Source organism: Candidatus Brocadia sp., from assembly GCA_021646415.1.
In the GTDB taxonomy this organism is placed as follows: domain Bacteria; phylum Planctomycetota; class Brocadiia; order Brocadiales; family Brocadiaceae; genus Brocadia.
Map to the genome: position 1 here is coordinate 75,085 of SOEU01000005.1, position 21,533 is coordinate 96,617.

Below are 21,533 nucleotides of genomic sequence, written 5' to 3' on the forward strand. Positions count from 1 at the left end.
TACCTAAAATTGCCAGGACAAACGCATGTGGCGCGGCTGTTATTTCCGTAAAGAAAAAAATATTTGCTGATTTAAAAAAAGATAACTATTTAGCCTGGTGAAATAACAGGGTTTTGGAAGATGCCATAAAGCACAGAATGTCGTTTGGTTTTTAAGTCTGACATTCTGTCACGCTGTTCAATGGAATCACTGATCCTGTATCACAAAGTTGGCGCCATCATCTTGCGAAGCTATGTATGAGCCTACAGGACAAAGTACTTTACTGTCCGATTCACAGCGTATCAGTATCTTCCATAGTGCCTCAAGATTCTCCTTCTCGTGTTCGGATTCCGGAATCATTTTAATCCTTGTTTTGCCTTCAACAGAAATTCTCATGGTATGGCTCCTTTCAACTTTTGTCTGGTGCATTATAATTCTCTGTAAATCACAGATACTAGTAATACATGATTTTTAAGAAATCAATAATGTAAACGAAAATCAACATATATTCAATCTTCTTTTTAACTCAAATCACCGTTTCATTCATACCTGAGCGCCTCAATCGGGTTAAGCCTCGACGCCTTCCTCGCCGGATAATAACCAAAGAAGATACCGACCATGTTTGAAAAGAGGAATGCAACGGCGATAGATGGTGAAGATAGTAACGATGGCCATCCCCCATAGTAAGAAACCAATTTTGACGTGAAAATGCCAAAAATTATCCCGACTATCCCACCAATGGAGCTAAGAACAGTAGATTCTATCAGAAACTGGAAGAGGATATCCTTTTCCTTGGCACCGACTGCCATTCTGATGCCAATCTCTCTGGTCCTTTCGGTTGTGGAAACCAGCATGATATTCATGATGCCGATACCACCTACAAACAGGGATACTAATGCAATACTACCGAGGAGAACGGTCATCGTATGACTTGTTTCCATCACCGTTGAGGCAAATTCTACCTGGCTGATAACCGTGAAATCATTCTCTTCATTGGATCTCAGCCGGTGGCGTTGCCTTAAAAGAGAAGTAATTTGTTCGATTGCCTCAAACCGTGACTCTGCGGTAGTCGATGAAGCAAGCATATAACCAATATATGTAACCCCCATAATCTTTCTCTGTAAGGTCGTGTATGGCAGGAGAACCATATCGTCCTGATCCTGGCCTGTAGGAGATTGTCCTTTGGCGCTCAGTACACCGATTACTTTAAATGGTATATTGTTTACACGAACCCACTTGTCAACGGGGTCCAACGTTCCAAAAAGATTGGTTACAACAGTCTGCCCAAGGACACAAACCTTTGCCATGGTATTTACATCCTGCTGAGTAATAAATCTCCCGTCTTTTAACGGCCAGTTCCGTATAATCTGATAGTCAGGTCCTGCCCCCGACACCCCGGTTGTCCAGTTCATATTTCCGTAAACAACCTGCGTGGTTGTCCTGATACCGGGCGAAATATAACTTACGGCACTACATTCCTTTACTATAGCAAAGGCGTCTTCTGCCGTTAAGGTGATGGTTCCTGTGGTACCCCTGGCAGCGGCATGTGTGGTACTTATGGGGATAATAATAAGGACGTTTGTCCCTAAACTCTCCAGTTGTTTTTCAACAAAGGCTTTGGCTCCTTGCCCGATACTTACCATAACAATTACAGCGCCAACACCAATAACGATGCCAAGGATCGTCAGGGAGGAACGTAACTTGTTCCTCATAATTGCACGTAAAGCTATTTTAAAAAGTGCCGTCATAGGCGAAAAAGTCGTTCATTATAAAACCATAAGGCTGCTTCTCAAGATGCCTGAACCACAGGCGTAGCGGCGGATGGAGAAGGAGTGTCGCTTAACACCGTACCGTCTTTGAGAACAACAACCCTGCGGGCGTATCCGGCAATATCTGTTTCATGGGTAACGAGCACAATGGTAATACCCAGGTTAAGATTGAGGTCGGTGAGTACGTTCATGACATCTTTGCTGGTAGCGCTATCCAGGTTTCCCGTTGGTTCGTCGGCAAGGAGCAAGGTGGGGTCATTGATGATGGCACGTGCAATAGCAACGCGCTGCTGTTGTCCACCGGATAGTTGATTGGGATAGTGTTTTTGAAACCCCTCAAGGCCCAAAATACGCATTATCTGATGAATCTTATCGATGTCTTTTCCGGATATTTTCCTACTATAAATAAGGGGAAGTTCGATATTCTCTACTATCGTAGTCCGGCTGAGCAGGTTAAAACTCTGAAACACAAATCCTAGTTTCTTATTCCGGATTTCGGCCAACTCATTTTTTGAAAACCGGGAAACTTCGACACCTTCCAGATAATATTTCCCCCGGGTGGGACTATCGAGACATCCGAGTATATTCATCAAGGTGGACTTACCTGACCCGGATGCCCCCATAATAGCCACAAATTCCCCTTTTTTTATAGACAAAGACACCCCTTTTAAGGCCGTGACCTTAAACTCTCCCATCGTATATATCTTATAGATGTCATTCAACAATACGATATCATGCATGTTCAATAACGGCCTCTGCTCCAGGGAACCCTTTGCTGGCCTTTTACAGTTGCCCTAGGAAGGGTCTCACTTATCACAACCTCCTGGCCTTCTTTTACATCACCCTCCAGGATTTCTGTAAAGCTATCATTACCTATTCCCAGCTTCACAGCCACTTGTTTCAATTTTCCCTTGTCTAACACCCAAATGTGCGAGACGGTTTTTTTAGCTAATTTCCTGTCAGCAAGCACCTTTTTATCTACTTCTCCTTTTAAGATTTCAGAAGGGGTATATCGCAGTGCCGCATTGGGAACCCTTAAAACGTTCTCTGCCTTAGCCACTAAAATGGAAGTATTTGCCGTCATTCCGGGCTTGAGCTTCAGGGATGTATTATCGACATTAATTATCGTATCGTATGTCACAACATTTTGAAAAATAATAGGTGCCATACGGATCTCGGAGACCTTACCCTCAAACAGGTCCTCAGGAAAGGCATCTACCGTAAACTTTGCATCCTGTCCTGCCTGAACCATACCGATATCGGCTTCATCGACATTCGTATTGACCTGCATATGAACCAGATCTTCGGCAATATTAAAGAGGGTGGGAGTTTGAAAACTGGATACCACAGTTTGCCCTACGTCCACATTTCTGGAGATCACAATCCCGTTTAATGGGGAGACAATTACCGTATGTTCTAAATCTGTTTTTGCAATTTCCAGGGCTGCTTTGGCTTGTAATACCTGCGACTCGGCCAGTTTTATATCAGCCAGACCCGCCTGATATGTAGTCCGGGCAACATCAAGTTCTTCGATGGAGACAACACTTTTAGCAAACAATTTCTTTGAACGATGGTAATTTCTCCTATTATTTTTAGAATTCACTTTGGCCTTTTCAAGGGAAGCTATAGCAGTGGCAAGGGCTGCTTCCGCCTGTTTAACCCGATGTTCAAAGGGGACCGGGTCAATCTGGGCCACGACTTGGCCCACCTTAACTTCAGAATTATAGTCAACATACAGTTTCGAAATAATGCCAGTGACCTGACTACCGATTATAACGGTTCTTACAGGGTTTATGGTACCGGTTGCAGTGACATATCTCCTGATATTTTCTCTGTCTATTTTTTCTGTCTTGTAGTGAATAGATTCCTTATTGCCAAGGAAATAAATTGACGCTACGACAATGGCAATGAGACATAGGATACCAATAATCATGTATTTTTTCATAAGCTAAATTAAGATAATACAATTTACCAAGGATAGCAATTACAATTTTAAACGCCTTCTTTCGTGTAAATGACCTTGACACCTTATAATTCAACTATATAATTCCAATCATAAAACAGATACATAAGAGTAAAGAAGTGACTGCCATTACGTGGGATGACAAAGAGACGAGAAAGTGGCCGATAGATATAGATTTATGTTGTGTCGATTGAGACGACTTTTTTTTTGCGCTTCAGTCTTTTTTGTGCTACCTGTCGCCGGTTGTTCCACTACAAGCGTCTTCACTTCTTATACATCTAAAATGAATTTGTTGATTGACGATCTCGCAACCCGCCAGTTTGACAAGTCCCTTAAAATTCTTAATAAGTACCGGAAAAGCAATGACAAAATTCTCTATCTCCTGGAGCGCGGTCGTATTGCACAGATAAAGAATGATACAGATTCAAGCATGAAAGATTTTGAGGCAGCCATAGCAGCTGTTCGTCAGATGGAGGAAAAGGCAGTCATAAGCGCCTCTGATGTTGGAGCACAGACCGCCTCTTTATTAGCAAATGATAACACCATTCCTTACAGGGGAGATGGGTATGAAAAAGTATTTATGTACCAATTCCAGGCATTTAACTATCTGGCGAAAAAAGATCTTGAAGGCGCTGGCGTTGAGGTCAGACGTGCAAATCTTGAACAGAAATTAGCATTAGAAATGCATGAAAAGGAACTTGCCAGGGCGGAAGAAAAGGCAAGGGACAAAAAGATTGATACACAACAGGCCTATAACAATCTTAATTCAGCCTATCAGGGTATGGATGATGTTGCCGGCAAGGTAAAGAACTCTTTCCAAAATGCTTACACATTTTATATGTCCGGAATAGTATATGAATTGCTGAATCAACCGAACGATGCGTACATTGACTATAAAAAAGCCCTTCAAATATTTCCTGACAATGCTTACTTACAACGGGATGTAATGCGCCTGGCAAAAGATCTTGAAATGAACCAGGAATATGAAGATTATGCTTCCCGGTTTGGCATCAACTCTGTTAAAGGTAAGAAGAGTACGGGTGGTGGGAAAACCGGAGAGCTTGTGGTATTCTTTGAGAATGGTTTGGTTCCGCAAAAAAGGGAAATTCAAATCCCGATTCCTACTCCAAATGGTCTATTGGCAATTGCGTTTCCTATTTATCATATAAAATGGTCTGAGGTAGAACCGCTTTCTCTGTCTGAATCCGGTGGTAGCGGTTTTTTGGGTACGGCGGAATCTATTTGCCATGTACAGGCACTGGCTGTGAAATCGTTAAAGGAAAAAGTACCTGCCATGGTCATCAGACACATCATCAGGGCAGCAGCCAAGGCTGCCATTCAACAAAAGGCAAAAGATTCAGCAGGAAGTTTAGGACAGATATTTTCCTCGTTTTACAATGTAGTTTCGGAGAGGGCAGACGTAAGAAGCTGGTTAACATTACCACAAGATGTTCAGATCATGCGTATTCATCTTCCGGAAGGAGCACATCGTTTGCATCTGGTACATGAAGCATCGAAAGCATCCTCATATATTGATATTTTAATAAATCAAAATAAAAAAACTATACTAAGAGTGATACGGATAAAATCAGAACTTTACACTACATCAATAACTTTTTAAATAGAAGGATCAGGAAAGGGTAGGTATACATATCATGTCCAGCCATACAAAAGTAACTTCGAAGCATACAAAATTAAACTATTATGGGTTTATAATTATTTTGATGGCATTGTCCTTCATTGGTTGTTCCACCACAGCTGGTATTGAAGGCTCTCTGTCTGCAACTACCGGACAAGACGGGCAAACAGTATACAGAAAAAATGTGATCATTCATAACGACAGTTTAGCCCGGAACATTCAACTAGTGGATATGAAATCTGATTTTGTTGGAAACCTGCTCAGGGCTCATGTCTTTTTGCTTAACAAAGACAATGATACCTTAAATTTGCAGTTCAAGTTCTCCTGGTTTGATGAAGGCGGACGCGAATTAGACCCTGACACCGATGCATGGACTCCTGTAATACTCTATGGAAACGAATCCAAGTCATTGCAAGGTGTCGCTCCTAATCCCAATGCTAAAGAATTTAAGATAAAAATACGGGAGTTGCATAACGATTAAGTTGATGAAAGAGGCACGAGCTTTTCCCTTTTCAAATTTGAGATAAACGTATGAGAATTATAAAACAAGGAGGATACAGAGAATGCCGGGGTTAAAGAAATTTGTATGCGGATTAAGTATCGTAATTGTTACAGGGTGCTCTACGAGCGTAAAGTATGAAGATGCCACAAAGGTCGAAACAACAACAACCGACTTTGGGTCTACCGATTTACAGCAGATTGTTAACAAAATGGTTGACTCGCTCCTTACCTTTCCCCCCATTGTACAGGTGACCAATGAACGCCGCCCTGTTATATTTGTAAATACCATTAAAAATAAAACGTTAGAACATATCGATACAGAATCAATTACTGATTCTATAAGGACGAAGATCTTGCGTTCTGGCAAGTTTCGATTTGTTGACATGACAAAGGTAGATGCTGTTGAGAAACAGTTTGAATTCCAAAATGAAAGTGGCATGGTTAATAAAGCCACAGCCGCAGCCTTTGGTCAGCAGATTGGGGCTGAATATATGCTCTACGGTAATTTTTCGAGCATTGTAAAAAAAGCTGAAGATGTTCGCGACATTTATTATAAATTCACTCTTAATCTGATGCATCTGGAAACAGGTATTATTGAATGGGCAGACGAAAAAGAAATACGAAAAATTTCAGAGCGTAGCTTTTTCGGTTGGTAGAGAATACCTATATTCATTAAAAATCGATCACGAGTCCATCAAAGGCAAACTCGACGCCCGCCGGAAGCTTCCTGTTGTCTTCTTCATGCTCAATATCATGACACATATGAGTAAAGTAAGCCTTCCGTGGTTTTAACTGCTCGACGATACGTAATGCCTGCTCGATGCTGAAGTGTTTTACGTGAGGGATATAGCGAAGTGCTCCCAAAACAAGTACATCCAGGTCTTTTAATTTTTCCAGCGATCCGGCTGGTATCTCGCTTGCATCGGTAATGTAAGCGAATTTCTCAAACCGGTAACCCGTTACCTGCCCACCACCGTGAATCGCTTCTATAGGCACGACAGAAAGGCTGCCTATTTTTACTTTATCATGAATGACGTTCATAGAAAATCTGGGTTTATAACCACCCGGATCTGATTCGTTGTTAAAAACATAGGAAAAGGCATTTCGTATGGTAGCGAGTGTCTTAGAAGTGCCATAAATGGGGATATCCATATGTTGAACCATATTGAATCGCCGAAGATCGTCCAGACCAAAAATGTGGTCGGCATGGGGATGGGTAATAAGCACTGCATCCAGTCTTGTGACATTGTTTTTAATGCACTGAAGTCTCAGTTCCGGTGTGGCATCAATGAGGATATTGCACCCATTTTTACTGACCAATACAGAAGTACGCATCCGTTTATTTTTCGGATTATTAGACGTACAAACCCTGCAATTACAAGCTATCATGGGAACGCCGTGTGAAGTACCGGTGCCCAGGAATGTTACCTTCATAAATTCTGCAATCCCATTTGTGGCAGACAAACAGTTTTTCTCCTATACACTATTGGCTAAATTCTGTTATTATTATATGGATAATTTTGCAATGATTTCAAGGATTCTTTCGTGTTATTGTGAATAAAAATGAGAAAAAAATTTCTTTTCTTGTGGATGATGGTTCTGCTTTTCGCCTTTTCCAAAGATGCGGATGCTGTATACTTTTTCCTGTCTGATGAGCAAATCAAAGAGGCTATTGAATATGGTGAAAAAAACAAAGACCTCGATTATATCTCCTTCTTCAGTGATTGGGTAAATGTATCGAATGATGGATATGAATGGGCTGCATTAAATACGAAATTCAGCCTCCTGGCGTATGAAGCAAGAGAGGCAGCCCTGGCCGCCGGGAAGTTAACGGAAGCACAAATATATCAGTCTATTTCAGAGATGGAGGATATTTTGTCGTTTCGTGTTGTACTATATGGAAATTCTCCTGATTTTGCCAGGGATTATCGAGCAATATTATTGTATAAAAATAAACCTATTCAACCTGTCAATGAGCAAAACGATACACATGCCAAACCTGCAAACATTGGAATCAGAATCCCCACAACCTATCGCGCCACATGTCGGTATGATTTCCCAAATTATTATATAGAACCCGATGAGGAGGTCACGCTCATAATCCTTAGTACACTCAATAAAGAACGAAGTTTTGTTTTTAACTTGAAGGAAATGCGATGAAGGTTGGTTTTTTGCAAACATCACCCATTTTTGGGAAAAAGGATGAGAATCTACAGAATGCTATTCAGCTAATAAAGCAACTAGATGCCGACCTGGTGGTCTTACCGGAATTATTTAATACCGGTTATCAGTTTACATCAAAAGAAGAAACCCTTGCGTTGGCAGAAAAAGTTCCTGATGGAGAAACGACACGTACACTGATCAATCTGTCAAAAGAAAAACATCTTTATATCGTAGCAGGCCTGTCTGAACGGGAAAAAGGGCATTGTTATAACTCGGCTGTATTGGCAGGACCAAATGGATTCATTGGCTGCTATAGAAAGCTCCATCTATTCCACAATGAAAAAAAGTGGTTCGAGCCGGGAAATGTGGAATTGAACGTCTATAACATCGGGTATGCAAAGATTGGTATCATGATCTGTTTTGATTGGTTCTTTCCCGAAGTCCCAAGATACCTGGCCTTAAAGGGAGCAGATATTATCTGTCACCCAGCTAACCTTGTCCTGCCGTATTGTCCACAGGCTATGATAACACGATGTCTTGAAAATAGGGTCTTTGCTATTACTGCTAATCGTATCGGTACCGAGAAACGTTCGGAAGAAGCGCTTACTTTTATCGGTACCAGCCAGATTGTAGGGACAAAGGGGGAAGTCTTATATCGTGCCTCATCTGATCAGGATGAGGCAATCGTTCTTGAAATTAACCCAAAAATCGCACGTGATAAGCAAGTGACCCCAATGAATCATCTATTCAGTGACCGACGGTTAAAGTTCGTTATTCCCGGTGAGGAAAGAGAGTAAACAAATTCGAAATTCGAATATCGAAATCCGAAACAAATTGGAGGAGGAATGCTATGAAGGCACTGATAATAAGCGCAGACAATTTCGAAGACTCTGAACTTCTTGTCCCGTATTATCGATTAAAAGAAGAGGGAATTCAGGTAGACATTGCATCCATAAGAAAGGACAAGATAAAGGGGAAGCACGGTTATGAGGTAACAGTAGACAAAACTTTGCAGGAGGTGAGTCCCGGTGATTATGATGTTCTTATCCTCCCTGGTGGAAAGGCCCCTGAAACCATAAGGAAAGAAAGGGCAGCCATTGAAATAGTAAAACATTTTTTTCAGAAGAACAAACCCGTTTCTGCCATATGTCACGGGCCGCAGACACTGATAACAGCAGGCTTGTTAAAAGGCAGACATGCAACCTGTTATAAGTCTGTGGCTCAGGAAATGAAGGATGCCGGTGCCATGTATGAGGATAAGGAGGTTGTTGTCGATGGTAATCTTGTCACATCAAGACAGCCTTCGGATTTACCCGCTTTTTTAAGAGAGATGATGAACACACTAAACTTATAATCCCCCCTCTTTCCCCGCCCTGCAAGGCGGGGAAAGAGAGACGACGTTTGGTGATGCTATACTGCGCAAGGGATTAACCACCGCTTATTTGCATCCATTCCGGCCACTCTGGCCATTTTGGCCGGGCAGTCTCATGGCAGGTAAAACACGCATTTTTCAACATTGCATCAAGGCTTTTATACGTTTCTACAATATTGTGCTTTTTTGAAGTTTCGGCAACATTCTTTGCGGCATCAGCAACAGTTTTCATATATTTTTCAAAATCCTTTTTTACAGCCTGTACATCCTCAGCGTTTTTTGGATCCTTACCCGTCTCTTTGAACCACTCTCCAACTTGTCCACCCTCAGGAAAGAAATTTTTCATTATGGCTTGACTACTTTCTGCAACGGCATTAGACTCCTTAATTACAGCATCATGATCACCATCCATTATGGCCTCAAGGATCCTGGACATATGGGAACTGATCACTCGCATCAATGAACGGGTAGGTGTAGGCTCTGCACTATGCTTGGCCTCTATATCTTCTTTCGCAAGAACTATACCACCCTTCCATGCATAGGAAATACCTACCGCAGCTACAACAACCAAACAACTCGCTGTAATACGCAATAGACCAGCTTTTTTCATTTTCCTGCCTCCTTTCCAAAATAGCACACTTACGTTTTAATAAAGTAATACACGATTACCACAGAGTAATAGGGTTGTGCACGAAACTTTTTGCAAGACATCCATAAAATAAAAAAGCCTTACTGCAAAGACATTTGTTACCATCTTCGGCAGTAAGGCTGTCTCATATGCGGTTTAAACTGTTTAAACCGCTTAAACGGCTAGCAAGACCCTTTACTTTGCGTCCCCTGATTGCTCAGGGTTTGCCTTTATCGTTATGTTATTCTTTCTGGATACTTATATTATACTCATGGTATTTACGTCAAGTAAAAAATCAAAATGCTTTTATTTTTTTGAAGCAATTTTGTCGTTAAGGACCTTTAGGAATTTGTCAATATCAACATTGTGCATCTTGGTTGCCATTTCTATGCTTGCAACCCTGCCCATAGTGTTTCTCATCACCGGGTTCGCCATCTGACTAAACCCAAAGTCGAGAAATATTTGTAGCGTTTCCGGGTATTGGTCTACTGCATCAAAGACCTTTGTGTCCTTTGTGATCTCGGTTAACTTCTTAGCGGAGACCAGCGGTTTTGCCTCCTGCGTAGTATTCAGGGTTTTCCACAGATTATAACCAAAGATACCCAATGCCGCTAGTTCAAACCAACCAGAACTCCCCATAGTAGCATAGAATATGGTCTTGCCTCCACTCGTGCCCACTAATATCTGTGAAAATACCCTAAGAAAACAACCCGTGTTCAATAAGATAAAGGTAATGTTTGATAATTTTAAGCTATACATGTCGATCCCTTTAAACGTAGGGATCATTTTCGATGCATACCCAATAATCATCATCGTGATAAAACCCACAGTAACGGCATGATTCAGTGATCCGTGAAACCTTCGTTGTAATTCGGAACCATGCCCCAGAAATGGGATTATGAGCAGAATAACCGTGGTGACAATGAGCCAGATATATGCAGTGCGAATAGTTTTGGCGTAACTCCTGTCCATCACCACGTCATGAAGTTCCTTGGTAGACCGCTCAAAGATACGCAGACCGTATATGAACATGATAATCGCAAAGGCTATAGGAAATACGATAAATTGTGAAAGCCGAAGCGCAACAATGCTATTATTCGCAAACATGTGGGTAACAAAATAAATCGGAACCGATATATTCATGACCCAAAACGTCAAATCGACTGCCTTTTCTCTGACGGGCTTGATATCAAGAAAGGCAAATACCGTCCTGATATTTATGGCAAAGATGAACATGAATACAAAACCGAAGAGGTAGAGATGCACAAAAGGACTGAAAACGACCTTGGGAATTTCATAAATAGCATGTTTATATATATACCATATCATCCCAAAATTTATGAACGTGGAGATGAGAAACCAGATAATTCCCGCCTTGAAAAACTTATCAAAGATGCCAACCTTTTCTTTGCTGGAAAATATGGTACTAAAGATAATAAATGCAAAGAGACATATCGAAGTAATCTCACAGATAGCGGATATGGGAAGTAAGAACCTGATGGCATGAAACGGCATGGGTTGTAATATAGTCCTTAGCGAAATACCTGTTATAATGAGTCCGTAACAGAGGTTTGTCAGGTTCCTGTGTTTGAGTTCGGCATTTTTTACCCTCGGTACAATATATAAGGCAAAGCCCATAACGCAAAGTCCCACCCAGCCAAAAAGCTGCGCATGACCGTGCGCCTGAATGAGTGTATAATAAATTGAATTAAAATTTAATTTAATAGCGATGTAACTCAGTATGATGGCGCCAAATGTCACACCTACGGTAAGCGTTAAAACAATCGCTGTTTTAACAAACTTTTCATAAATCTTGTCTTCTTCAAGCTTTGGGATTTCAATATGCTCCCCACCACCCTTCTCAATAGCCTCGTTGAGCTCCTTAACAAGGGTGTCATAATCAACTTCGTGCGCCTTGGCAAAAAAGGCTATGGGTTCATTAGGCCCACGAACCCCGCCCGCTATGACAAGGTTATACTTTTTGAATACAGCGAGTGTCTCTGGATGAGATTCGATGAGGTCTTTAATTATCGTATTTCTGTTTATTTCCATAACTCAATATACTAGCAAACTTTACTTAAAATTTTCAAGAAAATTAAAAATTACTTTCATAAATAATGCCATTTTATAACGCAACACTGCCATATTGACAGCATTAATCATACCAAGATGAATACCATCATTATCTTATAAATTATTTTTTTGCAATAGGTTATACAAAAAAATATAGACAAATCCATAATTGGCACTGTTTTAGCTAACACAATAAAGTAAATGTATTTCATATCTTTCATTTTCATTTTTTGAAAGGAGCAATCGTATGGCTAAAGATTTGATAAAGTGGTCGCAGTTGCCATCCATTTCTTCCATGCAGGAGGAAATGAATCGGATGTTTGACCGGTTTTTCAGAGGAGGAGAGTTAACTGAATTTGGCATGGCGGGTACGTGGGTACCACCTATTGATTTATCGGAAACGGCTGACAAAGTTACCGTGAAGGCAGAAATCCCTGGTATGGACCCGAAGGAAATAGACATCTCGATCCAGGGAGATACCCTCATAATTAAGGGTGAAAAGAAGGAAGAAAAAGAGGAAAAGGGGAAAAATTACTATCGCATGGAAAGACGCTATGGCAGTTTCTCACGTTCCATAGATCTCCCTTCCTCCGTAGACACAAACAAAGTAACGGCAGAGTGCAAAAACGGGGTGCTCGAGATTACCATGCAAAAGAAAGAGGAAGTAAAGCCGAAACAGATTTCGGTAAAGGTTGGTTAAGGTAAAGGCGAACAGGGCAGGTATTCTGTGAACAGCAAAACAGGATGCTTGCCCTATTTATTTTTTTCACTGCAATTCTGAGAAACTTCTTTTTCAAGTGATTATTAGCTCATTCGTCTTAAGTTGACAGTAAGCAGTTGGCAATAGACAGAAGGTATAAATTCCCATTGCCAACTGCTTACTGTCAACTGGCTATTGCTTACTACATATTTTAATAGCAGATAAGCCACTCTATAATATTCGCAGTTACAACTCTCCAACTACCGTAATCTCTGTTTCCAAGTCGTAACCTAATTTCCGTTTCACTTCCTCCTGCACATGCTGAATTAACTGCAGGATATCGGCAGCCCTGGCATTGCCTGTATTGACGATAAAGTTTGCGTGTTTCCTCGATACCTCCGCTCCACCAATACGTGCACCCTTAAGCCCGACCTGCTCTATTAGCCTTCCAGCCCCAACATCTTTAATTTTTTTAAATACTGAGCCACAGCTTGGGTATTCTGCTAGTTGCGGCTGCTTTGCATTACGCCATGCCATATTTGCATCCATCACCGCCTGTATTTCTTCTTTCTGCTTTGGACTGAGTTGAAATGTAACATCAAGCACAATATCTTTCCGCTTCTGCAAGATACTCTTGTCATAATCAAACTGAAAGTAATCAACCCTGACCGTACAAAACTGCCCATCTTCTGCAAGAATGCGGCTGGTCTGTACTATTTCCTCAACAAACACCGTCCGCTTTCTGTCGGGTGATAAAAAATGTAAGTTCTGCCACATAGCCCCGCCAACGGTACTGGGAATACCGACAAAATGTTCGAATCCGGATAAACCACGGTCGCAACATTGCACGATAAGATCAGCAACAATTGTACCACTTTCTGCCACTACTTTACCGTTATCGGAGAAGGTGACTTTATTTGCTAAATTACGAATCACCAACCCCCGAAACCCCTTATCCGTAACCAAAATATTAGCCCCGCAGCCCAGTAAAAAAAAGGGAATGCCGTTACGGCGAGACTCTAATAAGGCATGTATTAATTCATCAATGGTATGAACCTCGACAAACAAATCCGCCGGCCCACCGATTTTGTATGTGGTAAATGGGGCTAAGAGTTTATTCTTTTCTAGGTTTGGAATGTTCAGTGACATAGGGCAGTAAACAGTTGGCAGTAAACAGTTGGCAGTTGGCAATGAAAATTTTTCATCTTCTGTCTACTGCCAACTGTCTACCGCTTACGACACTTTAAATATTACATCTTTATTGACAAAATAGCTCACTTTATTATATATTTGCAACATAAATTTTCATGATAGCCGTAATAAAAGGCTGCATATAGGCAGTATAATCCCATGTAGACGTCCGGAGGGAAAACCTGGGGAGGTAATCATGGCTTCATATTGGTTGGAAAGCCCATCTCGTGCTTACGCGGAGAAACAGGTGCAGGTAACGGCTAAGACGGACGATGATTCGGTTAAGAAAGTCTCCTTTGAATTGAGTGGCGCGATTAGCTATTCGGAAACGATATACGATACCGGGTGGAAAGCGTTCACCTGCAAGACCTACGCAAGTAGCAGCACAGGCAGGGTCGATGTCAAGGTCGTCTTTATGGACGAGCATGGCTGGACGAAAGAGACGAAATACTGCTGGTTCGATGTAGTTACCTGGTAACCTGCGGTAGTTCATGCTTCTGTCTTATCGTTCTGACCTTCGCTTCGGGCAATCGGAAACGCCACGCATTTCCTCTGCCAGAGTTCAAACATTATAAGTTAAGAAATGAAACAAAAATAATATGGCGAAGAAAGCAATCATTATTGGCGCAACATCAGGAATAGGAAAAGAATTAGCCAAAGTTGTATCCCAAAATAATTAGGGTCTTCTCCCTATCGAGTGGGTAAAAATGAGAGGAAAAAGTCTCAGAACCCTTGATTTGAGAGAGTTTTACGCTTGTTTCTGCATCTAAAAATGTGATATAAAATTGCATGAGAAAAAAACGATCACTGTATGATGCATATCAGTTCTGTAGTTTTAAGCCACAGCATAAGGTATCAGGTGTTTTTGGTGATTCCAATGCCGTAGTAATAAAGCTCACCCGACAGGGAAAAAAACCGTCTGCGGTACCTGCGGCAGAGTACACCGAACCACCTATGACCGCAAAGATAGGCAAGTTCGTGATCTTTCCTGCGGCAACAGGCGTGTGTACCTCGAACTTGAGATTCGCCGTGTTTTCTGTCTTAGTTGCAACAAGGTGAAGCAAGAGAAGCTGGAGTTCCTTGCGGATAATCCTTTCTACACCAAGCGCTTTGCCTTCTATGTTGGCAAGCGATGCAATACCCAGACGATTAAAGACGTTGCCGAGGAATTGCGCCTGGACTGGAAGACCGTCAAGGAACTCGAGAAGCAGTACCTGCGGGAGAAACTCCGCCGTGCCGGAAAACCAGGTCCAAAGGTAATCGGTATTGATGAAATTTCTATTCGTAAAGGTCACAGTTACCGCATCGTAGTGAGCGACCTTGAGAGGAAGCGAGCGATTTGGTTTGGTGGCAAAGACCGTTCAGAAGAGAGCATGAATCTCTTCTATGACGGGCTGGGGCTGCACAAAACCAAGAAGATACGGCTTGCGGTTATGGACATGTGGAAGGCCTTTGAAAATGCCACCCGTTGTCACGCACCACAGGCTGCCATCCTTTACGATAAATTTCATGTCATAAGGCATCTGAACGATGCCTTAGACAAAGTGAGAAAGAGCGAATATGCCAGACTGAGTGGCAAAGATCGTAAGTTCATTAAGGGTCAGAAATATACCCTCCTCTCTCATCGTGAGAACCTTACGATAGACGGGAGAAAGGCATTAAAGACGCTTCTGACTGCCAACAAACGGCTGAACACAGCATATGTCCTCAAAGAGACATTTGGACAGTTATGGAGCTATACGTCAGAGGCCTGGGCCAGAAAGTTTTTTGATAACTGGAAGGCCTCGTTAAAATGGCAACGGCTTAAGCCTTATGAGGAGTTTGCAGAACTGGTTGAACGCCACTGGGATGGCATCGCCGCCTTCTGCAAACCCGAAAATAAGGTTTCGCTCGGATTTGTCGAAGGTCTGAACAATAAAATCAGAGTCATTCAACGCCGAGCTTATGGTCTACGAGACGAAGAATATCTCCGGCTCAAAATCTTGACCTGCATGCTGCCTGATAGTTAATTCGAAACAAAAATGGCTCATTTTTACCCACTCGATAGGGAGAAGACCCAATAATTATATTGTTGGGCTTGCAGGAAGGCGTACGCACTTACTTGATGAACTTAAGGACGGACTCCCTAACGATTCTTTTATCAAGCATATTGATGTAGCGAAGCCTGATGAAGCAATGAATCAACTGAACGACCTGATTTCTGAAATGAGAGATGTTGATCTTATTGTAATCAGTTCAGGTATCGGATTTATTAATAACGATTTGCATTGGTCCGATGAAAGAGAAACTATTGATATCAATGTCACTGGTTTTACTGCAATGGCAAATGTTGCTATGCATCATTTTTTGTTAAAAGGTTCGGGTCATTTAGTAGGTATATCGTCAATAGCAACTCTAAGAGGTGATAGTAGTTCTCCAGCCTATAACGCATCAAAAAGCCTTTATTTCAAATTACATGGAGGACTACGAAAAAAAATATCACAAAAGGGCTTGCCAATTATTGTAACTGACATTCAGCCAGGTTTTGTGGATACAGCACTTGCAAAAGGTGAAGGTCTTTTTTGGGTAGCTTCTCCACAGAAAACGGCACAACAAATTTATAATGCTATTGAAAGAAAAAAGAAACATGCCTATATCACTAAAAGATGGAGACTTATTGGATGGTTAATGAAAACCATGCCTGAATTTATCCATAACAGAATCTAGTTTTTATAAGGATAGGTTAAGCAAAGCAAACCCATCATTACTTAAATCCCCTTTTCCAAAGGGAAACTCGATGGATTATGTTGATGCATTCCGCATTACCCAACCTTGAGTTAGTATTTATTCAGAAAAATATCCGAGTACCATGCCTCAACCTTTCCGTGAGTGCGGTCGGCGTTGGTCTGAATCCCTACATAGATAATCCTGGGTGGTTCCTCTCTAAATTCCCTGATATAGTCCTGGTAATGGTTCACCTTGTAACTGAGCCATTTCCCCGCATCTTTTTCACCACTCTGCATGACAATCATCCTTGCCTTGACCTCACAGGGATTTTCAAATCGTTCCCCCACAGGCACGTTATTTCCATAAACATAGATTAATATCCTGTACCAATATGGTATGGAAAGAACCGTCTTACCATAAACCACACACACAGCGGCAGGGTAATCGTCGCCACCGATTTCTTTTTCCCGGCTTTCCGGCAGGATGTTGGATATCTTCCAGTCCCAGCTCAAAAAGGGATATTCTTTCGGGTTTAAACCAGTCGGTTTAAAAAGGATAGAGCCGTTATCGCGGGCATTCACATACAGCATCTTTCGGCCTTCTATTTCCACTATTTTTGGCATAATCCTGTTCTTAATCTCCCTGCAAATACCTTTGTGGGTCTTCCAGCCCACAGGCTCGCCTTTAGCCAGTTCCTCCTTACTAAAGTCTGTAATGGGAAAAAAATCTTGTGAATACATTTTAGCAGAAAAGGCACAAGTACAGAAAAAAAAGATAGTCAAGTTGACCAAGGACAAACAACTTTGTCCGTGCCACCCTTTAACATTAAAATTACTAAACATCAAGATTTTACTTCTTGTGAAAATCTTTTGAATAATCAAATAAGCAACTACACCTCATTATTTTACTGTACACGAAACAGAGTTTCGTTACATTGATGTTCCCAAACAGAGTTTGGGAACAAGCAAAGTAAAAACCTTGAAAGATGAAAAGGCTTGTTTTCGGATCTCAACTTTTATATGAAAGAAGCATCGATTCCAATTCCTGTGCTGACTTCCCAAGTGACTCTCTTACCCGGTCAAGGAAACGGTAGCTTTCTTCAATCTTGTCTTTCAATATCAATTGGATGATAAGGATTTGGCCAATCTTTTCGATGATTTTGTCGGCGTTGGGTATGTTTAAGCTATAAATCTTTTCCTTGATTTCGAGTTTTTGATAGATCAGGTCTACAGAGGGAGTCAGGGTGCCGGTAAAGTCGTCAAACAAGGCATTTTCCTTCTTCAAGTTCAATTGGTTGGCTGCTGCGTCAATAACGGTAACGGTCATAGGTGATGGCCCACAGAGATAAAACGCAATATTTAAATCAGGCGAGAGATATTTTCTCAGCAGTGGCCCGATAAACCCGACTTCACCCTTCCATTGATTGTCCGTCTCATCCACAAGCCCTTGTTCTTTGATAATCTGCTTGCCTTCCGGAGAAACGCAATGAAGACATTTTTTGTCCACATCATTCAGCTCGGCAGGATTATCGCCCCGAAATGCACCTGAAAGCACTGGCACAAATTTATAGTTGTGGTTCTTTCTTTGCCAGTTTAACCACTTAGGTAAATAAGCCATGGGAATATCCTGGAATCGTCTTTCACCCAGGAAAAATATCGCCTTATCCTGCCTGCCTTCCTGAAACCATTGTTCCAAAAGTGCCATAATGGGCGCCAAACCTGCCCCGCCAGCCACAAAGACGGCGGTATGCGGTTCCTCCTTCAGAGTAAAATGGCCATATGGTCCGGTAAAACGAATCTTTTCACCACGGAAAAAATTCCACAGGCTTTTCTCCAGGATATAGTTATGCACACAACTCGGCCCTATGCAGGGAGGGCCGCCCTTTTCTATGGACATGGTCGGATCAACAGGGGCCATTCGAACAATGAGTTTTAAAAGTTCCGGCTCTGTGGAAGCCAGAGAATATCCTCTGTACAGCGTGGTACCTGGCATATACGGAATGAATTCTTTTCCCACGTTCTTGCAGGCTTCCTTGATAAAGTCCCCATACTTTTTATAATGCTCTTCTACAAAATCTTCAGGAATTGCTAATTGGATATATTGTCCGGGTTTATATTGAATAGGTTTTGATGGTTTGAGCCACACCTCCATCTTATCGCTGGTAAGCGCCCTTTTCTTAATCACCCGGGCGGTGTATTTTTTCACATGCAAAGTATCTTTCGGAAGATACAGGTTAATATCCTTTTCGACCCTGACCTGGCAGGCCAGTCGCACATATCCATCACCTTCTCCCTGCTCTAAAAATTTCCTGGCTGCCTCTCTTGTACGCATGTCAAAATGGGGAGTTTCTACAGCCGTATAAGTCCCAACATCGGTGAGGAGTTTTACCTTACACTGGCCACAGGTAGCCATACCCCCACAGGCGGCAGGAATGTTAAATCCCCTATTTTGAAGTAAAGAAAGAAGCCTTTCCCCCCCTTCGATATCTAACTCCTTCTTGTACTCGTCATCACTCAATACCGTAAGCTTGCGTTTTTCACCGCGCCCAAAGAATTGGTAGGCTATCTCGCTAAATATACTGAGCAGCAAAACCAACAATGCAAGTATACCTGCACCAAGTATAAGGGGGATGGTCATTGTTTCACTCCAAGCTTAAAATATATGAATCATACCAATACCAGTAAAGATGGCAGCCATTATACCCAAAAGCAAAATAGCAATGGTATCTTCATCCCATGCCGTAGTTGGAACGAAGAGACGCTGACGTCTCAACAAGGCAAGCCACACAACGACCATCATCCAGTGAAGTCCGTATCCAAGCGCCGTCACGGTTGTGACCAGAAACTTTGCCCCTGTAGGAATCGTAAACGTGGCGCTGGCAAGGACAATACAGTTGACCGTGATGAGTTCCAGGAACTGACCCATCTGTTCGTATACATTCTTTGCAAATTTCCTTAATAGCACACTCAAAATTTGCACGAACACGGCAATAGTAACGATGAAGACCGTCAGATAGAAAATAGTTTCTAACCGGATAGGGAGAGGCGAATATGTGGACAGGAAATCACTGCACCTGACCAGGATTTGATGATATACCAACCAGTTTAATGCCGTGGATAATGTTATTACAATAATCACAGCGACTCCCATCTTCCATGCCGCATCAATTTGGCGTGATTTGTTTAGCAAGGGGCATATCCCTAACAGTTTACTGAGCACAATCCCATCAAAGAAAAGGGCATTGAGCAGGACAGGGAAAAGAATGAGGAAATGCTGATGAAGAGTCGGGATTGTTTGCATATGAATAATAAGGCTAACAAACAGACAAGCACCCAACCCTATTGCAATCAAAGATACCCTGGAAATTCCCCGCTTCGGACGGGATGTGACAATGGGAACTCCTCCGTTTGTAGCAGCGGCACATTCACAAGAAGAAACCTCCTGATATACAATCCCCGCCCTGAGAAGAAAAGGGCGTAACAAGAGCCTGAAGGCGGCAAGCGCAAAGAATCCCCCCACCGGTGTAACCATGAGAACAACCCTCGGGAATGTTTCCGAAAGCACGGGAAAGCCCATAACAGTTCCAAAACCCAGAGGTTCCCGCAAAAATGCAAGCAGGATCAAAGCCATGGAATATCCAAGGCAGGCCTTCAATATCTTCTTTTGCGCCTCCCAAAAGTCAACGGTCAACCCCTCGGAGATAACGGCAAGCACGATGCAATTCGTCGTAATAAGGTCGATGTATGCCTTTATATTGGCCGTAATCTCAGGAACAAATGCCTGTGCAAAAAATCCAAAGATGGCCACAAAGACAGATACAATAATCATCAAAAGGGAAATCTTATGATGCGTCCCGGCTGTAGATATAAGCCGCTTGAAGGGGTAGACCATGCAAAAGCTGCCAGCCGTTACCAGTGTTACACCGATTCCCATGGTCAGGGAATTTTCCAGTTTATTCGTTACCGCAAGGGAAGAGCAGAACCCAAGTCCGGCACCGGCCGTTAAGATAAGGTTATCCCTCATGAAATATTTAGAAATTTTTCGTATGTTTCGCTTTAGCCCTACCATTTAATATCCCCTTGCCCTTCCCAAAATTCTTTCATGGCATCATTCAGAAAAGACTCGATTCCTTTGCTTGTATTCGTGGCGCCTGTAATCGCATCCACCTCATTGATACCTCCAGCCTTCCTTTCCTTGACCACCAGTATCTTAGGTCTCAACTTCTTCCCAATAAATTGTCTCTTAAACTGATCCTCGGTAATCCTGCCTCCCAAACCTGGTGTTTCACTATGGTCCAGCACCTCAATACCTTTCAGTGTTTCCAGATCAGGCTCAACACAGATAAAAAGAGACATACTACTCGATTTGTTGTAACCGTAACCCATCTTGGATTCAACAAATCCAATACCCTGCAGTTTCCCGTCTTTTACATATTTGAATATCCTTTTCCCACCCTTTGGTCTTTCTCCGACCGTTTGCGTGTCGGTCGGTTGAACATCCCAGGATACCGCTGTTGGTTCTTCGACGGTTATGTTTTTCTCAAAAACCTCCTTGATATCCTTTTTGTCGTATCTCTTAAAATGAAAACCTAATATTCTATTTTCCTTAACACGGTAAGGTATATTAAAAATATCCAATACGGCACGCTTCTCCTTCACATCGTAGTATTCTGCAATTTTGGGAGACGTGTAAAAATATACCATCAGAAGCCCCGCGCAGGGCAAAAAGGTAATCAGGAGGATCGAAACAACCCGAAGTATAATTTTTTTAAGTTCTTCCATGTATTTTTAAGAAACCGCACATTTCAGAGATGAAACAGATTTTTCGGTTATTCGTCATGGCACCGTTT

At 42.1% G+C, this 21,533-nt stretch carries 23 protein-coding genes and 1 riboswitch; of the genes, 11 read left to right on the forward strand and 12 right to left on the reverse strand.

Going from position 1 to position 21,533, the window contains the following annotated elements; translation table 11 throughout:
• Nucleotides 1-186: 186 nt before the first annotated feature.
• The 4 genes from E3K36_05930 to E3K36_05945 all read right to left on the reverse strand — a co-directional run bounded on the left by E3K36_05930 (nt 187) and on the right by E3K36_05945 (nt 3,693).
• Complete coding sequence (locus tag E3K36_05930; protein MCF6154785.1) at nt 187-375, reverse strand: hypothetical protein; 189 nt, start codon at nt 373-375, stop codon at nt 187-189.
• A gap of 143 nt (nt 376-518) precedes the next feature.
• The gene (locus E3K36_05935; protein MCF6154786.1) at nt 519-1,727 is read right to left on the reverse strand and encodes an FtsX-like permease family protein; all 1,209 of its coding nucleotides are present in this window, start codon (nt 1,725-1,727) and stop codon (nt 519-521) included.
• A gap of 41 nt (nt 1,728-1,768) precedes the next feature.
• Nucleotides 1,769-2,488, reverse strand: coding sequence for an ABC transporter ATP-binding protein (locus tag E3K36_05940; protein ID MCF6154787.1), 720 nt, complete (start codon nt 2,486-2,488; stop codon nt 1,769-1,771).
• Nucleotides 2,489-2,490: 2 nt separating this feature from the next.
• The gene (locus E3K36_05945; GenBank protein ID MCF6154788.1) at nt 2,491-3,693 is read right to left on the reverse strand and encodes an efflux RND transporter periplasmic adaptor subunit; all 1,203 of its coding nucleotides are present in this window, start codon (nt 3,691-3,693) and stop codon (nt 2,491-2,493) included.
• Nucleotides 3,694-3,994: 301 nt separating this feature from the next.
• Between E3K36_05945 and E3K36_05950 the strand changes: the two genes are divergently transcribed.
• The 3 genes from E3K36_05950 to lpoB all read left to right on the forward strand — a co-directional run bounded on the left by E3K36_05950 (nt 3,995) and on the right by lpoB (nt 6,507).
• Nucleotides 3,995-5,332 (forward strand): hypothetical protein, encoded by a 1,338-nt coding sequence (locus E3K36_05950; GenBank protein ID MCF6154789.1) that lies wholly within the window; start codon nt 3,995-3,997, stop codon nt 5,330-5,332.
• 34 nt (nt 5,333-5,366) lie between these two features.
• On the forward strand, nt 5,367-5,831 hold the full coding sequence (locus E3K36_05955) for a DUF1425 domain-containing protein (protein MCF6154790.1): 465 nt from the start codon (nt 5,367-5,369) through the stop codon (nt 5,829-5,831).
• Between the two features lie 82 nt (nt 5,832-5,913).
• The gene (gene lpoB / locus E3K36_05960; GenBank protein ID MCF6154791.1) at nt 5,914-6,507 is read left to right on the forward strand and encodes a penicillin-binding protein activator LpoB; all 594 of its coding nucleotides are present in this window, start codon (nt 5,914-5,916) and stop codon (nt 6,505-6,507) included.
• A 16-nt stretch (nt 6,508-6,523) separates the two neighbouring features.
• On the opposite strand, the gene E3K36_05965 is transcribed toward lpoB, so the two are convergent.
• Nucleotides 6,524-7,315: an MBL fold metallo-hydrolase gene (locus E3K36_05965; protein ID MCF6154792.1), complete on the reverse strand. Its 792-nt coding sequence runs from the start codon at nt 7,313-7,315 to the stop codon at nt 6,524-6,526.
• A 99-nt stretch (nt 7,316-7,414) separates the two neighbouring features.
• On the opposite strand from E3K36_05965, the gene E3K36_05970 reads away from it, so the two are divergent.
• Genes E3K36_05970 through E3K36_05980 form a run of 3 tightly spaced genes read left to right on the forward strand, consistent with a single transcriptional unit; the run spans nt 7,415 to nt 9,368 of the window.
• Nucleotides 7,415-8,011, forward strand: coding sequence for a hypothetical protein (locus E3K36_05970; GenBank protein MCF6154793.1), 597 nt, complete (start codon nt 7,415-7,417; stop codon nt 8,009-8,011).
• A complete protein-coding gene (locus E3K36_05975; protein MCF6154794.1) occupies nt 8,008-8,811 on the forward strand; it encodes an acyltransferase in 804 nt (267 codons plus the stop codon). Before E3K36_05970 ends, E3K36_05975 begins: the two co-directional genes overlap by 4 nt.
• 53 nt (nt 8,812-8,864) lie before the next feature.
• Entirely contained in the window at nt 8,865-9,368 is a 504-nt protein-coding gene (locus tag E3K36_05980) for a type 1 glutamine amidotransferase (protein MCF6154795.1), read from the forward strand.
• Between the two features lie 73 nt (nt 9,369-9,441).
• Here the strand turns inward: E3K36_05980 and E3K36_05985 are convergent, their stop codons facing one another.
• Together E3K36_05985 and E3K36_05990 are read right to left on the reverse strand one after the other, a co-directional pair.
• A complete protein-coding gene (locus E3K36_05985) occupies nt 9,442-9,996 on the reverse strand; it encodes a hypothetical protein (protein MCF6154796.1) in 555 nt (184 codons plus the stop codon).
• Between the two features lie 145 nt (nt 9,997-10,141).
• Nucleotides 10,142-10,253, reverse strand: a riboswitch (cyclic di-GMP riboswitch).
• 67 nt (nt 10,254-10,320) lie between these two features.
• Nucleotides 10,321-12,066, reverse strand: a complete 1,746-nt coding sequence (locus tag E3K36_05990) for a DUF1858 domain-containing protein (protein ID MCF6154797.1) — start codon at nt 12,064-12,066, stop codon at nt 10,321-10,323.
• A gap of 268 nt (nt 12,067-12,334) precedes the next feature.
• Between E3K36_05990 and E3K36_05995 the strand changes: the two genes are divergently transcribed.
• Nucleotides 12,335-12,787, forward strand: coding sequence for an Hsp20/alpha crystallin family protein (locus tag E3K36_05995; protein ID MCF6154798.1), 453 nt, complete (start codon nt 12,335-12,337; stop codon nt 12,785-12,787).
• A gap of 246 nt (nt 12,788-13,033) precedes the next feature.
• On the opposite strand, the gene murB is transcribed toward E3K36_05995, so the two are convergent.
• A complete protein-coding gene (gene murB, locus E3K36_06000) occupies nt 13,034-13,936 on the reverse strand; it encodes a UDP-N-acetylmuramate dehydrogenase (protein ID MCF6154799.1) in 903 nt (300 codons plus the stop codon).
• Nucleotides 13,937-14,174: 238 nt separating this feature from the next.
• On the opposite strand from murB, the gene E3K36_06005 reads away from it, so the two are divergent.
• The 4 genes from E3K36_06005 (at nt 14,175) to E3K36_06020 (ending at nt 16,684) form a co-directional block, all read left to right on the forward strand.
• Nucleotides 14,175-14,456 (forward strand): hypothetical protein, encoded by a 282-nt coding sequence (locus E3K36_06005; GenBank protein ID MCF6154800.1) that lies wholly within the window; start codon nt 14,175-14,177, stop codon nt 14,454-14,456.
• A gap of 311 nt (nt 14,457-14,767) precedes the next feature.
• Nucleotides 14,768-15,037: a hypothetical protein gene (locus E3K36_06010; protein MCF6154801.1), complete on the forward strand. Its 270-nt coding sequence runs from the start codon at nt 14,768-14,770 to the stop codon at nt 15,035-15,037.
• The gene (locus tag E3K36_06015; protein MCF6154802.1) at nt 15,034-15,987 is read left to right on the forward strand and encodes an ISL3 family transposase; all 954 of its coding nucleotides are present in this window, start codon (nt 15,034-15,036) and stop codon (nt 15,985-15,987) included. Before E3K36_06010 ends, E3K36_06015 begins: the two co-directional genes overlap by 4 nt.
• Nucleotides 15,977-16,684, forward strand: a complete 708-nt coding sequence (locus E3K36_06020) for an SDR family NAD(P)-dependent oxidoreductase (protein MCF6154803.1) — start codon at nt 15,977-15,979, stop codon at nt 16,682-16,684. The genes E3K36_06015 and E3K36_06020 overlap by 11 nt, the downstream gene beginning before the upstream one ends.
• Nucleotides 16,685-16,794: 110 nt before the next feature.
• Here E3K36_06020 and E3K36_06025 read toward each other — a convergent pair whose 3' ends face one another.
• The 4 genes from E3K36_06025 to E3K36_06040 all read right to left on the reverse strand — a co-directional run bounded on the left by E3K36_06025 (nt 16,795) and on the right by E3K36_06040 (nt 21,465).
• Nucleotides 16,795-17,526: a DUF3047 domain-containing protein gene (locus E3K36_06025; GenBank protein MCF6154804.1), complete on the reverse strand. Its 732-nt coding sequence runs from the start codon at nt 17,524-17,526 to the stop codon at nt 16,795-16,797.
• A 166-nt stretch (nt 17,527-17,692) separates the two neighbouring features.
• The gene (locus tag E3K36_06030; GenBank protein ID MCF6154805.1) at nt 17,693-19,321 is read right to left on the reverse strand and encodes a 2Fe-2S iron-sulfur cluster binding domain-containing protein; all 1,629 of its coding nucleotides are present in this window, start codon (nt 19,319-19,321) and stop codon (nt 17,693-17,695) included.
• Between the two features lie 15 nt (nt 19,322-19,336).
• Nucleotides 19,337-20,752, reverse strand: coding sequence for a hypothetical protein (locus E3K36_06035; GenBank protein ID MCF6154806.1), 1,416 nt, complete (start codon nt 20,750-20,752; stop codon nt 19,337-19,339).
• Entirely contained in the window at nt 20,746-21,465 is a 720-nt protein-coding gene (locus tag E3K36_06040; protein ID MCF6154807.1) for an FMN-binding protein, read from the reverse strand. The genes E3K36_06035 and E3K36_06040 overlap by 7 nt, the downstream gene beginning before the upstream one ends.
• Nucleotides 21,466-21,533: the final 68 nt, after the last annotated feature.

Bases quoted from the DNA above. Each gene is read 5' to 3' on its own strand.
- E3K36_06035 (MCF6154806.1), bottom strand. From the start codon at position 20,752: ATGGTAGGGCTAAAGCGAAACATACGAAAAATTTCTAAATATTTCATG.
- E3K36_06005 (MCF6154800.1), top strand. From the start codon at position 14,175: ATGGCTTCATATTGGTTGGAAAGCCCATCTCGTGCTTACGCGGAGAAA.
- E3K36_05945 (MCF6154788.1), bottom strand. From the start codon at position 3,693: ATGAAAAAATACATGATTATTGGTATCCTATGTCTCATTGCCATTGTC.
- E3K36_06030 (MCF6154805.1), bottom strand. From the start codon at position 19,321: ATGACCATCCCCCTTATACTTGGTGCAGGTATACTTGCATTGTTGGTT.
- E3K36_05990 (MCF6154797.1), bottom strand. From the start codon at position 12,066: ATGGAAATAAACAGAAATACGATAATTAAAGACCTCATCGAATCTCAT.
- E3K36_05975 (MCF6154794.1), top strand. From the start codon at position 8,008: ATGAAGGTTGGTTTTTTGCAAACATCACCCATTTTTGGGAAAAAGGAT.
- E3K36_05955 (MCF6154790.1), top strand. From the start codon at position 5,367: ATGTCCAGCCATACAAAAGTAACTTCGAAGCATACAAAATTAAACTAT.
- E3K36_06025 (MCF6154804.1), bottom strand. From the start codon at position 17,526: ATGTTTAGTAATTTTAATGTTAAAGGGTGGCACGGACAAAGTTGTTTG.
- E3K36_06040 (MCF6154807.1), bottom strand. From the start codon at position 21,465: ATGGAAGAACTTAAAAAAATTATACTTCGGGTTGTTTCGATCCTCCTG.
- E3K36_05935 (MCF6154786.1), bottom strand. From the start codon at position 1,727: ATGACGGCACTTTTTAAAATAGCTTTACGTGCAATTATGAGGAACAAG.
- E3K36_05930 (MCF6154785.1), bottom strand. From the start codon at position 375: ATGAGAATTTCTGTTGAAGGCAAAACAAGGATTAAAATGATTCCGGAA.
- E3K36_05970 (MCF6154793.1), top strand. From the start codon at position 7,415: ATGAGAAAAAAATTTCTTTTCTTGTGGATGATGGTTCTGCTTTTCGCC.
- murB (MCF6154799.1), bottom strand. From the start codon at position 13,936: ATGTCACTGAACATTCCAAACCTAGAAAAGAATAAACTCTTAGCCCCA.
- E3K36_05940 (MCF6154787.1), bottom strand. From the start codon at position 2,488: ATGCATGATATCGTATTGTTGAATGACATCTATAAGATATATACGATG.
- E3K36_05995 (MCF6154798.1), top strand. From the start codon at position 12,335: ATGGCTAAAGATTTGATAAAGTGGTCGCAGTTGCCATCCATTTCTTCC.
- E3K36_05985 (MCF6154796.1), bottom strand. From the start codon at position 9,996: ATGAAAAAAGCTGGTCTATTGCGTATTACAGCGAGTTGTTTGGTTGTT.
- lpoB (MCF6154791.1), top strand. From the start codon at position 5,914: ATGCCGGGGTTAAAGAAATTTGTATGCGGATTAAGTATCGTAATTGTT.
- E3K36_06010 (MCF6154801.1), top strand. From the start codon at position 14,768: ATGAGAAAAAAACGATCACTGTATGATGCATATCAGTTCTGTAGTTTT.
- E3K36_05950 (MCF6154789.1), top strand. From the start codon at position 3,995: ATGAATTTGTTGATTGACGATCTCGCAACCCGCCAGTTTGACAAGTCC.
- E3K36_05980 (MCF6154795.1), top strand. From the start codon at position 8,865: ATGAAGGCACTGATAATAAGCGCAGACAATTTCGAAGACTCTGAACTT.